This window comes from Archangium sp. (assembly GCF_036389735.1).
In the GTDB taxonomy this organism is placed as follows: Bacteria; Myxococcota; Myxococcia; order Myxococcales; family Myxococcaceae; genus Archangium.
Genome location: NZ_DASVWK010000507.1, coordinates 1 through 13,184, shown reverse-complemented (window position 1 = coordinate 13,184; position 13,184 = coordinate 1). Strand labels below are relative to the sequence as shown.

General features: G+C 69.6%; 11 protein-coding genes. All 11 read left to right on the top strand.

The genetic code is table 11. From position 1 onward, the window contains the following. On the top strand, positions 1 to 1,519 hold a 1,519-nt coding region (locus VF794_RS17810; RefSeq protein WP_331111963.1), incomplete at its 5' end, for a PEP-utilizing enzyme. Positions 1,520 to 1,694: 175 nt separating this feature from the next. Continuing rightward, positions 1,695 to 2,066, top strand: a complete 372-nt coding sequence (locus tag VF794_RS17805) for a hypothetical protein (protein ID WP_331111961.1) — start codon at positions 1,695 to 1,697, stop codon at positions 2,064 to 2,066. Between the two features lie 143 nt (positions 2,067 to 2,209). After that, the gene (locus VF794_RS17800) at positions 2,210 to 3,769 is read left to right on the top strand and encodes a SulP family inorganic anion transporter (protein WP_331111959.1); all 1,560 of its coding nucleotides are present in this window, start codon (positions 2,210 to 2,212) and stop codon (positions 3,767 to 3,769) included. Next, positions 3,769 to 6,609, top strand: coding sequence for a putative inorganic carbon transporter subunit DabA (locus tag VF794_RS17795; RefSeq protein ID WP_331111957.1), 2,841 nt, complete (start codon positions 3,769 to 3,771; stop codon positions 6,607 to 6,609). The genes VF794_RS17800 and VF794_RS17795 overlap by 1 nt, the downstream gene beginning before the upstream one ends. Next, complete coding sequence (locus tag VF794_RS17790) at positions 6,606 to 7,889, top strand: proton-conducting transporter membrane subunit (RefSeq protein WP_331111956.1); 1,284 nt, start codon at positions 6,606 to 6,608, stop codon at positions 7,887 to 7,889. Before VF794_RS17795 ends, VF794_RS17790 begins: the two co-directional genes overlap by 4 nt. Then, on the top strand, positions 7,886 to 8,965 hold the full coding sequence (locus tag VF794_RS17785) for a proton-conducting transporter membrane subunit (RefSeq protein ID WP_331111954.1): 1,080 nt from the start codon (positions 7,886 to 7,888) through the stop codon (positions 8,963 to 8,965). The genes VF794_RS17790 and VF794_RS17785 overlap by 4 nt, the downstream gene beginning before the upstream one ends. A gap of 139 nt (positions 8,966 to 9,104) precedes the next feature. Further along, complete coding sequence (locus VF794_RS17780; protein ID WP_331111952.1) at positions 9,105 to 9,395, top strand: hypothetical protein; 291 nt, start codon at positions 9,105 to 9,107, stop codon at positions 9,393 to 9,395. A 488-nt stretch (positions 9,396 to 9,883) separates the two neighbouring features. Further along, positions 9,884 to 10,489 (top strand): hypothetical protein, encoded by a 606-nt coding sequence (locus tag VF794_RS17775; protein ID WP_331111950.1) that lies wholly within the window; start codon positions 9,884 to 9,886, stop codon positions 10,487 to 10,489. A 322-nt stretch (positions 10,490 to 10,811) separates the two neighbouring features. Then, a complete protein-coding gene (locus tag VF794_RS17770; protein ID WP_331111949.1) occupies positions 10,812 to 11,018 on the top strand; it encodes a hypothetical protein in 207 nt (68 codons plus the stop codon). Positions 11,019 to 11,216: 198 nt separating this feature from the next. Then, complete coding sequence (locus VF794_RS17765) at positions 11,217 to 12,401, top strand: hypothetical protein (protein WP_331111947.1); 1,185 nt, start codon at positions 11,217 to 11,219, stop codon at positions 12,399 to 12,401. Between the two features lie 222 nt (positions 12,402 to 12,623). Further along, positions 12,624 to 13,184 (top strand): hypothetical protein (locus VF794_RS17760; RefSeq protein WP_331111945.1); only part of this gene is annotated, 561 nt, incomplete at its 3' end.

Here is a 13,184-nt window from a genome sequence, read left to right as displayed (position 1 = left end):
GGGCATCATCGGTCACGTCTATGAGGACATGGGCCGAGGCCTGGACACGTTGATGGACCGGCCCGCCTTCCGGCGCGGCGCGAGTGGCGGACGGGCCAGGGTGAGGGCCGTTGGCCGCTTCGTCCTCCCCCTCATGGCCCGGATGCTGTCCCGGCTGCTCGTGGTGGAGCCCTCCCGGCTCCGGCCCGGGGTGGAGGCCTACGGCGAATCGCAGCTCGCCGAGATGCGCGCCCGACTCGCGGCGGCCACCCCGGGTGGGGCACGGCTGCGCGAGGCGCGACGCGTGCTCTCGGAGTTCTTCTCCCGCATCTTCCTCGTCGTCCCCCCGAACATCCTCGTGGGGGTCATCGCGAACACGCTGCTCGGCAAGCTGGTGCGGCGCGGGGTGCTCGGCGGGACGGAGGACGACCTGTCCGCGCTGGAGCGGGGCCTGCCCGGCAACGTCACCACGGAGATGGACCTGGCGGTGGGCGATCTGACGGACCGGGTCCGCCCCCATCCAGCACTGGCGGAGCTGCTGCGAAGCCGTCCCGCCGCCGAGGCCCTGGTCGCGGCGCGAGACGTGGAGGGTGGTCCGGCCTTCCTCGACGCGTGGCGGGCCTTCATCGATCGCTATGGCATGCGCGGGCCTGGAGAGATTGATCTGTCCCGGCCTCGTTACAAGGAGGAGCCCGCGTCGCTCCTCGCGGCCATCGTGGGAAGCCTCGGGCCCGCCGCGGCCAACCGGGCAGTGGGCGCGCACCGGGCGCACCACGCGGCGCTGACCGCCAAGGCCGAGGCCGCTGGTGAGCGCATCATCGCCGCCTCGCGCCGCGGTCTGACGGGAGGGCTGCGAGCGAGGCTGGCGCGCCGGTGGGTACGCGTGGCCCGCGCGGGCATGGGGCTGCGGGAACACCCCAAGTTCCTGCTCGTCCGCGTCATGGATCTGGTGCGCGACGCGGTGCGCGAGGCCGGAGCCCTGCTGGTCCAGCGCGGGGCGCTCGGGGCGGCGGACGATGTGTACCTGTTCCGCTTCGAGGAGCTGATCGCGGCGCTCGAGGCCTCCCAGGCGCCAGATCTGCGTCCCCTCGCCGAGGAGCGGCGGGCGACGCTCCGGCGCGACGCCAGACGCCCGCCGCCCTTCGTGATGGCGAGCGATGGAGAGATTCCCTCGCTGGCGGCGCGCGTGGACCTGCCCCCGGGCGCCTTGTCCGGGACGGCGGCCTCGGCCGGAGTGGTGGAGGGGGTGGCTCGGGTGGTGCTCGACCCGGCGCGCGAGGTGCTCCAGGCGGGGGAGATCCTCGTGGCGCCGCATACCGACCCGGGCTGGACGCCGCTGTTCGTCCACGCCGCCGGGCTGGTGACCGAGGTGGGAGGGCTCATGACGCACGGCTCGGTCGTGGCGCGCGAGTACGGCATCCCGGCCGTCGTCAGCGTGGCGGGGGCCACGCAGCGCATCCGCACCGGCCAGCGCATCCGCGTGGACGGCACTCGGGGCTTCGTGGAGCTTCTGGACCCGCCCTCTGGCTTGCGAATGTGACAGCCGTGTATCGAGTGGAGGGCAGCAGGCGGGGGCCGTTTCGTTCAGCTCGTCTGGCCACCAGGGAAGCCGTCACGGTTTCTCGAATGACGGGGACCACCGCTTGCACCAGCATCGTTCTTGGGGGACAACTACGCTCGTCTCCGCATAACGAGTCCCTCAACTGAACCCGAGCATGCCCAAAGCGCTGACAGCATCTGTGGGCAGGTTCGACAAGGCCTTCGTGGCCTGGGTCGCACTCGCGCTCGCGCTGATGCTCCCGGTGCTTCAGTGGCGAAGCCTCGTGCATCTGGAAGGTATTCACGAGGATGGACGCGGTGCGGCGTCAAGGTCGCTGTCGCAACACGACCAGGAGGACCAGCCCTCCTCGCCGTGTGAAGAGTCGTGCTCGCAGTTGCTCGAGTCCTTCGAAGACGAGGCCGTGCCGCACCACAAGCACGCTTTCGTTCTCGCTGAGCTGAGTCTCAAGTTCACGCCCGTATTGCAGTTCGAGCCAGACTCACTGCACACGCGCGAGTTGGATCGCCCACCGCTGCGCACCGCGTAGAGCGGCTGCCGTCGGCGTCCGTTCGCCCACCCATCGTGCGCCTTCGGTGCGCGGGGGGGCGCCATTTCCACTCATTTTCCGCAACCGCGCTCGGGCACCGGCCGTTCTGGTCCGACGCGCGCTCCCCCGTGTCCCAGGTAACCATGGCCGCGCCTCACATCGTCCCCACGTCCTCCCCCGCGACTCCCCCACCCGCCCCGGTCTCGCCCCCGCCGAGCGGCAAGGACTACTCCTTCTTCGCCTTCCCCAAGCAGGACATCGTCGCGGGCGCGGTCGTGTTCCTCGTGGCGCTGCCGCTGTGCCTCGGCATCGCCGTGGCCTGCGGTGTTCCTCCGGTGTCGGGCCTCATCGCCGGCGTCATCGGCGGACTCGTGGTGCCGCTCTTCAGCCGTTCGCCGCTGTCGGTGACGGGACCCGCGGCGGGCCTCACCTCCATCGTGCTCATCGAGGTCCAGCGACTCGGCGGCCTCAAGCCGTTCTTCGCCGCCGTGGTGATCGCGGGCCTCATCCAGATCTTCCTCGGGCTCGTGAAGGCCGGACGGTTCGCCGCGCTCGTGCCGAGCTCGGCCATCAAGGGCATGCTCGCGGCGATCGGCATCACCATCGTGCTCAAGCAGATCCCCGTCGCGCTCGGCGTCAGCGGCGGATTCAAGGACATTCCGTCTCAGTTCAGCATGGGCCCCACGGTGCTGACGGCGCTCTCGCTGGCCATCCTGCTCATCTGGCCGAAGACGCCACTGAAGAAGATCACCTTCCTTCCCGCCGCGCTCGTCGTCGTGGTGCTGAGCACCCTGCTGGGCATCGCGATGGAGGCCGTGCCCGCGCTCGCGCTCGCCGCGGCCCACAAGGTGGTGGTTCCCACCGGCGGGGCGGCCGGCCTCTGGGCGGCGCTGTCTCATCCCGAGCCGGGCGCCTTCCTCCAGAGTGGCGTCTGGGTAGCGGGCGCCGCCCTGGCCATCGTCGCGAGCATCGAGACGCTGCTGTCGCTGCAGGCGGTGGACCGGCTCGACCCGCTGCGCCGCCGCAGCCCGCCCGACCGCGAGCTTCTCGCGCAGGGCCTCGCCAACACGGCCTCCGGCCTTCTGGGCGGCCTGCCCGTGACCGCGGTCATCGTGCGCAGCGGCGCCAACGTGGCCGCGGGCGGCCGTGAGCGCCTCTCCTCCTTCGTCCACGGGTGGCTGCTGCTCGGCGCCGTGCTGGTCGCGGCCGGGCTCTTGAATCGCATCCCGCTCGCGTGCCTCGCGGCGGTGCTCATCGTGGTCGGCTTCAACCTCGCCAAGCCCTCGCTGTTCATCAGCCAGGCGAAGCTGGGGCGCGACCAGTTCGTCCCCTTCCTCCTCACCATCGCCGCGGTGCTCTCCCTGGACCTGCTCAAGGGGGTGGTGCTGGGCGTGGTCGTCGCGCTCATCTTCACCCTGCACCAGAACGCGGCCGGCACCATCCAGCAGTCCACCGATCCCGATGGCGCCACGCGGCTGCGCTTCCGCCGCGATGCGACGTTCCTCACCAAGCCGGAGCTGTTGCGCCTGCTCGAGGCGGTGCCCGCCGGCTCGGCGGTCGTCATCCAGGCGGACGGCGAGTACGTGGACCTCGACGCGAAGGAGGCGATCGCGACGTTCCAGCAGGATGCGCCTCGCCGCGGCGTCAACGTGCGCGTCGAGGGCATCGACATGAGCAACGCGACGGCCGGCGGAGGGCACTGATGAGCGCTCCCCATTCCAACGCGGGCTCCGGCGACGTGCTCGATGCGGCGCTGGCCAGCGCGCACGGCCTCTTGCCGGACCAGGGCCCCATCGGCGTCTTCGTCCACCACAACACCCTGCACGCACTGCAGCACCTGCCCTTCGAGGAGGCGGTGCCCAAGGGCGCGGCGATGCTCGGCGCTCGCGCCTGGCCCGACATCGAGCTGCTTCGCGCGGCCTGGAGGAACGGGCGCATCGAAGAGCGCGATGTCGAACCCGTGCTCGACGAGGCGCTGGAGGGACGCGGCGAGGAGCCGTTGCCACTGGGCCTGTCACGTCGAGCGCTGTGGCGCACGCTGCTTCACGAGTCCGTGGAGAGCGACGACGCCGCGGGAATCGCCTTCGTTCATGGGGAAGAGCCACTCTTCGAGGCGGCACTTGGCAAGGTGACGCCTGGCGTGAAGACGGTGCGCGCGCCGCGGCGTCACCGCGACGTCCTGGTCGCGCGGGGCGCGACGGACACCGACGAAGCGGTGCACAGCGAGCTCATCCGACTGGGCATCGCCTTCCTGGACCTGGGCCAGGCGCGCAACCGGCTGCCGGAGCGGCAGGAGGGGTTTCTTCGCGCCGCGGCTCACGTGCTCACCACGGGGGGTGCTCGGCCGAGCGCGCTCGGCCCCGTCTGCGCGGACTTCGAGCGCATCCTCCAGCAGAACCTCTCCGCGCGCTCGGTCGTGCGCGAGACGCTCCTGGCGCTCGGCGTTGGCGACGCCGACCTCCAGGACTTCGTGCTCGCGACGGCGCTGGCGCTTCCCGGCGTGACGGGCATGTTCGCGCGGCTCGAGCGCCATCCGGAAGAGGGAGACGCGCCCGCGACGCTCCTCGACGTGCTCGCGGTTCGCTTCGTCATCGAGCGTCGCGCCATCGAGCGTGCCGCCGCGGACGCGGGGCTTCCGTGCACCTGGGGTGAGCTGAAGGCGAGGATGCCGGGGCCCACCGCGCGTCCCCGCGAGTGCGAGGCGCTGCTCCTCGCGGCCCTCGCGCGTGCGGCCGGCAAGAGCGCGGACGCGCTCCGCTCCCTGTCCGACGCGGAGGTGTCCACGCTGCTGCATGAGGCGACGGCGCTTCCTCTCGAGCGGCGCAACTTCCTCCTCTTCCTCGCCTTCGAGAACGCCTACCGGCGCCGGATCCTCACCGGAATGGCCGTGCTGCGGAACAAGACCGAAGCGGCGCCTCGCACTCCGATGCGGCCCAAGGCGCAGGTCATGTTCTGCATCGACGAGCGGGAGGAGTCGATCCGCCGCGCCCTCGAGGAGCTCGACCCCGCCATCCAGACGCTCGGCGCGGCCGGCTTCTTCGGCATGGCGATCGACTTCATGGGGCTCGATGACCACGCGACGGCGCCCTACTGCCCGGTCGTGGTGAAGCCCGCGCACGAAGTGCATGAGTCGGCGGTCGCGCACGAGCAGCAGTGGCAGGGCCTCCGAGGGCGGCTGCTCGCCTCGTGGCATGCGGTGGAGCGGACGGTCGCGATGGCCTCGCGCACGCTGCTCGGCGGCGCGGTCGCCTCCGGGCTGGGCCCCCTGGCCTTCGCGCTCGCCCAGGGGCGCGTCTCGGCGCCGCGTGCGTCGATGCGGCTCTGGGGTGGGCTGACCGCCTCCGTCGTCCGGATGCCGGAGACGGAGCTGCACTCGCTGCGCTCGAAGACGATCGGGACGCCTTCGAGCACATCGGAGAAGCCGCTCGGCTTCTCCATCGACGAAGCGGCGGACCGGGTCACGGCGATGCTGAAGAACGTCGGCCTCACCCGGGACCAGGCGCGGCTCATCGTCGTGCTCGGCCACGGCTCCAGCAGCTTGAACAATCCGCACGAGTCTGCGCACGACTGCGGCGCGTGCGGTGGCCGCCGGGGTGGAGCGAACGCACGGCTCTTCGCCGAGTTCGCCAACCGCCCGGATGTCCGCGCGGCGGTGCAGGCGCGTGGGGTGAGCCTTCCAGAGGACACGTGGTTCATCGGAGGGCTGCATGACACCGCCAGTGATGCGGTGGAGCTGTACGACCTCGCCGAGCTTCCCGCCAGCCACCACCAGGAGTTCGCGGCGCTGCACGCGACGCTCGAGCAGGCGCGCAAGGAGAGTGCACGCGAGCGGTGCCGACGTTTCCTGCACGCGCCGCTCGGGTTGTCGGCGGAGGCGGCCCTCGCGCACGTCGAGGAGCGAGCCACGCACCTGGGCCAGCCTCGCCCCGAGTATGGCCACTGCACGAACGCGATGGCGATCGTGGGCCGTCGCACGCTGACGCGCGGACTGCATCTGGACCGGCGCCCGTTCCTCGTCAGCTACGACCCGACCATCGACGAGAACGACGTCATCCTGGAGCGCGTGCTCGCGGCGGTGGGTCCGGTCGGGGCTGGTATCAACCTCGAGTACTTCTTCTCGTCGGTGGACAACGAGGTCTACGGGTGCGGCACGAAGCTTCCGCACAACGTCACTGGCCTGCTCGGCGTGATGAACGGCCACCAGGGCGACCTGAGGACGGGGCTGCCGCTGCAGATGGTCGAGCTTCACGAGCCCATGCGGCTGCTGCTCATCGTGGAGGCGTCACCCGAGTCGCTGCTGACGGTCGCGGGCCGCCAGGCGGAGGTGCGAGAGCTCGTCCTGAACCGCTGGGTACACCTCGTGTCGGTGCATCCGAAGACGGGGGCCATCACCTGCTTCCAGCAGGGTCGGTTCGTCCCCTTCGTGCCCACTGACGCCGCGCTCCCCGAGTTCGAGCGCTCCCACGACTGGCACGGCAAGTCCCGGGACTTCGTCGCGCCGGCACTCATCAACGCCTCACTCAAGAGCCCCCTCTCCACATGAGCCTCCAGGACTTGTTGCCCTACAGCGTGCTCGTGACCATCGCCGCGCCGGGTGCGTGCGCGGTGCTCCTCGGCCTGTTCACGCTCCTCACCGGCCGGACACCGGCGGAACGGACGACGGCGGGCATCATCCGCCTCGGCCTTCTCGCTTCGCTCACGGGGAGCGTGGTGACGGCGTTCACCACCACGGGTCGCCATGAAATCGACTTCGCGCCGTGGATCCGCATTGGCAGCTACGAGGTGCCCGTCGTGTTCGTCATCGACGCGGTCGCGGTCTCGTTCTCGCTACTGGCGGCCGCGCTCACCGGGCTCGTGGCCCGCTTCTCCTCCACGTACCTGCACAAGGAGCGGGGCTTCCTCCGGTTCTTCGTGCTGCTCGGCGTGTTCGCCACCGGTACGCAGCTCGTCTCGTACGCGGGTGCGCTCGACCTCATGTTCCTCGGGTGGGAGCTGGTCGGCATCTCCTCGATGCTATTCATCGGGTTCTTCCACGAGCGGCCCGAGCCGGTGCGCTCGTCGGTGCGCGCCTTCTCCATCTACCGCGTGTGCGACGCGGGCTTCTTGTTCGCCATCGTGGTCGCGCACGAGCTTCTGGGCTCGACGCGGCTGAGCGCGCTGTCGGGGGTTTCCTCGTTGCCGGCCGCGCAGGCGGCGACGCTCGCCCTCCTCTTCCTGCTCGCCGCGATTGGCAAGTCCGCGCAGCTGCCGTTCTCGGGGTGGCTACCACGCGCGCTCGAGGGCCCGACGCCCTCGTCGGCCCTCTTCTACGGCGGTGTCTCGATTCATCTCGGCCTGTTCCTCCTGCTGCGTACCTGGCCGGTGATGGACGTGGCGCCGATGACCGCTGGCATTGGCGTGTTCATCGGGTGTGCGACCGCGCTGTACGCCAGCGCCGTGACCCGGACCTGCTCGGACGCGAAGGGCGCGCTGGCGCACGCGACGCTCGCCCAGGTCGGCCTCATCCTGGCGGAGCTTTCCGCGGGGCTGACGAACCTCGCGCTCGTGCACCTCTTGGGGCACGCGCTCCTGCGCGTGTGGCAGTACCTGCGCGCGCCGAACATGATTCACGACGCACACCGGACGGACCTCGCCGCGAACGCGCAGAAGGAAAGCGCGCCCGGTAGCATGGAGCGCGCGCTCTACGCGGGCTCGCTGTTCCGGCTGCGGCTCGATGAGCACATCGATCGTGTCGCGGCCTTCGTCGTCGCGATCGGCCGCGCCATCGACAACGCCGACCACAAGCTGCGCGGTCTGTTCAAGACCTCCGAGGTGAACCGATGATTCTCACTGGACTGGTCGCCGCGACAGCGGCGGCGATGACCCTCGCGCCGACACTGAGTGCACGCAAGCGGGTGCAGGTGCCGCGCGTGCTCGCGCTTTCGGTCGTCGCGGTGGCGATGGCCGCCGCGCCGGACGCGCGGACGGGCTTCGCGCTCGCGGCGGTCGCCGCGGCGCTTCACGCGGTCGGCGCGTGGGCGGCGAGTCGTATCGGCGGCATCGCGATGTGGCTCGCGGCGGTCGCTTCCGCCGTGGCGGCGGTGGGGGCCGCGGTGGGCCGTCTGGAGGTCGCGTTCATCGCCTCCATCATCGCGATCTCCGTTCGTGCCGCGCTCGTCCCCCTGCATGCCGGCGTCGCCGAGCTTTGCGAGCGGGCTCCCGACGAGCAGGTGAGGCAGCTCGCGTCATTGCTGCCGCTCGTCCTCGTGCATGTGCGCTTCCTCACGGACATACCGCTGGCGCGGGAGGCCGCACTGGCGCTGTTCCTGGTGGGCGCGCTGGCCTCGTTGCTGCCGGCACTCGCGGCGCTCGCGCAACGCGACCTGAAGGGCCTGTATCGCATGACGACGGTGATGCACGGCGGGTACCTGCTGTGCACGGTCGCCGCCGCCGGACGTGGCCATCATGCGGCGGCCGTGTTCTCCGGGCTGACGCTGCTCCTGGCTGTCGGGGGTCTCGGCATGGTGATCACGGCGCTCGAGGCTCGCTGCGGAAGCGTGTCCCTCGAGGGGCACGGTGGACGGGTGGGCGCGTTCCCCCACCTCGCGGGTGCGTTCGCCGTGCTCGGCGCGGCGGGAGTGGGCCTGCCCGCGACCGCGGGGTTCGTGGCCGATGACCTCCTGCTTCATGCGGCATGGGAGGAAAGCATCATCGGGACGGCCGCGTTGATCCTCGCCAGCGTCGTGCTCGCGATCGCCACACTCCGGGGTTACACGCGCGTGTTCCTCGGGGCACCGGTCCGCTCCGTCGCGCCGGACCTGCTCCCGAGGGAGCGCGTGGTCGTCGTGGGAATCATCACGGCACTGCTCGTGCTGGGCATGGCGCCGCAGCTCATCATCGGCGGTCTGCCCCCTCCATGAGTTCGGGGCAGGCTTGCTCGATTTCAACGGCGGTCCCTATCAGCTCATTGCAAAGCCAGGCGCACCCGTGAAGTAGGCGGACCTTGCCCGGGCGGGGTGTCAGACGATTCGTAGAAAGCGCATTGTCTGAACGAGTCCTTTGACACCTCCGCGGCAGTTCGGGGTGGAGGACTGGGACAAGTCGCTGAGGGCGCTCGTCACGCACGCGGCGCTGTCCATCCTGGGCGACCGGGAGTTCGAGCACATCCTGAGAGACCGCAGCGAGCTGGTGCGCCAGGACATCAAGGCGGAGACGGAGCGGTGGACCGGGCCTTCGCGGCGCTGGGGCAGCGCCCGGGCGTGCTCAAGGCCTACAATGAGCTGTACGCGCTCTCGCAGGTGCGCCCGCACCGCACGGTGGCCTTCCACGGCTTCGAGCCCGGCGAGCTGAGGGCCATCGACGCGGCGATGCTGACGTCGGGCAACCAGGCAAGGCCAGCGTGGCAGCCGGAGGGTCCGTGGATCGCACCCATGAAACCGGCCATACCACGGGCCAAAGTCGCAATTCGTGAACTGGCCCTTGAAGCAGCCCTTCAAGGCCACCCGAGTCCAGGCCTTCACGCTCAACTGCCGCTTCACCTGGGTGGTGCAGCAATGAGCCGTGGCGAGGAGAGGGTGAGCGAGCGCCCCCCACGCCCAGGACCAGGGTGCAGCGCCGCAGCGTGAGGTTTGGGCCCAGCCAGTAGAGGGATTTCGTGTCCGTCAGCTCCAGCCGTTCGCCCTCTATCAAGGCGAGGGTTGAATGTTCCTTGCCAACCAACCCCGCAGCACCAGAAGGCCCCTCGCCCCTCAGCGCACACAGGACAACTTCCTTTGGCTATCTGCGAGGGAAAAGCGCGATCACGAAGAACTGGGCATGCCCGAAAGGACAGGTGTGAAGTGAACAGCCAATTGCGTCAACTGTGGAGTCGCACGACGATAGGGACCGTCCGAAGCCGGATCGCCGCAATGTTGGGAGCGGTGGCGCTAAGCACGTTCGTCATCCTCGCCGGGACGACCGCCGGCACGGCAAGTGCCGCGACCACCGAGTCGCAGACCGTGACGGGCGGGTGGTCCTGTTCGGGGGCGCCCGTTCCGGCCGGGTACGTCATCACGATGTACGACCGCTACGGCTGCAACGGCGCGGGAGCTTGGTACCAGCAGCCCGCTGTCGACGGGATCTGGACCTGTGCGGGTTCGCCGATCGTGTCCGGATACGTCATCACCATGCACAACCGCTACGGCTGCAGCGGCATCGGCTCCTGGTACCACCGGCTCGCGCGCGACGGGCTCTGGACCTGTGCGGGTTCGCCGATCGTGTCCGGATACGTCCTCACCAACCACGACCGCTACGGCTGCAGCGGCGCTGGCGCCTGGTACCAACAACTCGTCCGCAACGGCATCTGGACCTGCCCGTACTCGCCCATTCCGGCCGGCTACCGCAGCACCACCTACAGCGCGTACGGATGCGGCGGTCTCGGCGCGTGGTACACCGTGCGTATCTGACCCCGAGGATGAGGAGTATGGCTGGTGCCCGCCGCGATACACGGCGCCGATAAGCTGCCCGGCCTGAGAGCCGGTACCGGCCTCACCGTCGTCAGTTGGCTGATGCGCCTCGGGTTGCTCGTGTCGCCCCCGGTCGTCGGGCTCGTCGCCGACGCCGTGGGCTTGCGCGTAGGACTGCTCGTAGTGCCGCTCGCGGGCGCGCTCGTGCTGGTGCTGGCGGGTGTGTTTGTTGTCAGCCGCCCACGTCACGACACGCCTCGTCTTCCGGCGCCAGTAAGCTCGCGATGGGCGTCTCTCAGACACTACCCCCCAGGGGCAATCCGTGCTCGCCCGACCTCTGCCGAAAGAGCCCTTCAAGGGACAGAAACGCCCGCCCTGCACGCGCTACGCCGAGGTCGAGTTGGTCGGCGCCTGCTGGGCGCCTCACAAGCTCAAGGCCCCGTGTCCGGAGACCCTCTTCGAGCACCAGGGGGAGTGCTACCTGCCGTCGTTCAGCGCCAAGCCGCCGCCCTCGTCGCTCGGGCAGTGAGTGGCGTGAGGCTCCCTCGGTCACACCGTCAGTCCTGTCACCTCGGCTCGCGCCCGCGGCTCTCCCTGTCGGAGGGCGAGTACCAGGTCATGCCCGACTGTGGGGCAGACAGAGCGGGTGATATACGCCCCCCGGGAAAAGGAGAATCGAATGAGGCTGAGCCTGTTATTCCTGGGTGCGCTCCTGGCTGGAGCGTGTGTGACCCCCTCCGATGCTCCGGCGGGCCCGCAGCGTCGCGAGCTGACCGCGTCGCTCTACCCCTTCGTTCCGGACGCCTCGGGCATGTACTGGCGCCTGGAGCGGGACTTCGAAGCGGCGCACCCGGAGATCGATCTCAAGATCGTCCTGAACGAAAACTATTACGATCACCGTCCCGACAAGGCGACGGGCATCCTGTTCTCCGAGGCCGACGTCTACGAGATCGACTCGGTCCTGCTCGAGGACTTCATCGCCGCGAAGAAGATCCAACCCATCGGCGCGAGCGACCTCACGGGAGCCGGCAGGTTCAGGCCACTGGCCGAGCAGGCCTCGACGAGAGGGAACGTCTGGTACGGCGTGCCGCACTGGATGTGTGGCAACTTCCTCTTCCATCGCCGTGACGATGCCCAGCTCCAGTCAGCGACGACCCTGCGCTTGCTGGAGCAGGCGCTCGGAGCGACGACGCCCCCTGGCAAGCTCCTCATCGATCTGAAGGGCAAATCCACGCTGGGCGAGATGTTCCTGGACGCGGCGCTCGACGACCAGGAGACGCTCGAGGCCGCGCTGCCGCTCCTGAACCCGGACACGCTCTCGGCCGAGCACCCCTCCGTCGCGGCGATAAAGCGTGCGCTTGCCCTCGCTCCCAACGGCTTTTCGCGAGACGGCGACTACCACGACCGCAAGGGCTTCTACGCGCGGCAGTTCGCGCGGGGCGCGGGACGGGCGCTGGTGGGGTACTCGGAGCGCCTCTACTTCATTCACGAGGAAAAGGCGCACTCCTGCCGCAAGGACGAGGCCTGCTTGGATCCGAAGGACGTCGCCGTCCGTGAGTGGCCCCTCTCCGACCGAGGCTCAAAGCCAATCGTCTGGGTCGACGTGCTCGCCATTGGAGCGAACGTCACGGGGCAGAAGCAGCGTGACGCGGAGGAACTGATTCGCTTCCTGGTCTCCTCGGCGGCCTACCGCGGCATCCTCGTCCCGGGCTGGGGTGAGTCGCCCCGGTACTTGATGCCCGCCACGTCCGAGATGTACTCCGACCCCGAGTTGCTCCAGGCGGCTCCCCTCTACGGCGAACTGCTGCCCCTCCTCGAGAAGGGGGTCACACTGTCTCGTGCGGGGCTGAACGCGACGCTGCGCACGATCGGTCAGAAGCTCGACGAGGAGCTGCTGCCGGCCACTCCCTGAGGGATGGCGAACCGGCTCGCCCACCCACAGAGCCGAACTCCAGGCGCGTGCCTGAAAACGCGGCTCCAGGCATGCACGCCTCTCTTGAGGGGGGGCATTCATGGCAGAGCCGGGCGATCAGACAGGCCGTGCGCACCTACAGGTAGGGCCCCGACGTCCGGAGATGTCAGACCCACGCGGTAGTGTTGCTCTCTGCCCAACACCGGCAGGGAAGGGTCGTCCATGGCTGATTTCCGTGAGAATCCGTGCGTCTCGGTCAACAAGCTGGGCCAGTACCTCACCGCGCGGCCCGCGCTGCGCAAGCGCATCATCCACGCCCAGAAGCACCCTTGCGACCCCAAGTACCTGCGCTACCCGGAGGCGGCCCAGGCCATCGTCGAGTTCCTCTGCGGCGGCCGGGACGAGGTCATCCTGCGCTACCACCAGCACCGGCTGCTCAACGCCCTGCCCGAGTCGGACTTCGACGCCCACCGGCTGGCGCTGTGCGTCGAGGCCCTCCAGCACTTCCTCAAGTCCTCGGGCGAGCTGGCGCTGACCCACGCGGTGGCCAGCCCCGCGGACGAGGGGCTGCCGCCGCTGGCGCTGGCGGGGGTGGCCATCAACGTGCGTCCGGAGCTCCTCCTGCGCAGCGTGGACCGCCACGGGGTGATGCGCTCGGGGGTACTGAAGCTCTACTTCTCCAAGCACACGCCGCTGGACGAGGCCTCCGGGCAGTACATCGCCACGGTGCTCCAGCTCTTCGCCGAGCAGAACCTGAAGCAGCAGGGTGAAGTGGACCACCGG

Bases quoted from the DNA above. Each gene is read 5' to 3' on its own strand.
- VF794_RS17805 (WP_331111961.1), top strand. From the start codon at position 1,695: ATGCCCAAAGCGCTGACAGCATCTGTGGGCAGGTTCGACAAGGCCTTC.
- VF794_RS17800 (WP_331111959.1), top strand. From the start codon at position 2,210: ATGGCCGCGCCTCACATCGTCCCCACGTCCTCCCCCGCGACTCCCCCA.
- VF794_RS17795 (WP_331111957.1), top strand. From the start codon at position 3,769: ATGAGCGCTCCCCATTCCAACGCGGGCTCCGGCGACGTGCTCGATGCG.
- VF794_RS17790 (WP_331111956.1), top strand. From the start codon at position 6,606: ATGAGCCTCCAGGACTTGTTGCCCTACAGCGTGCTCGTGACCATCGCC.
- VF794_RS17785 (WP_331111954.1), top strand. From the start codon at position 7,886: ATGATTCTCACTGGACTGGTCGCCGCGACAGCGGCGGCGATGACCCTC.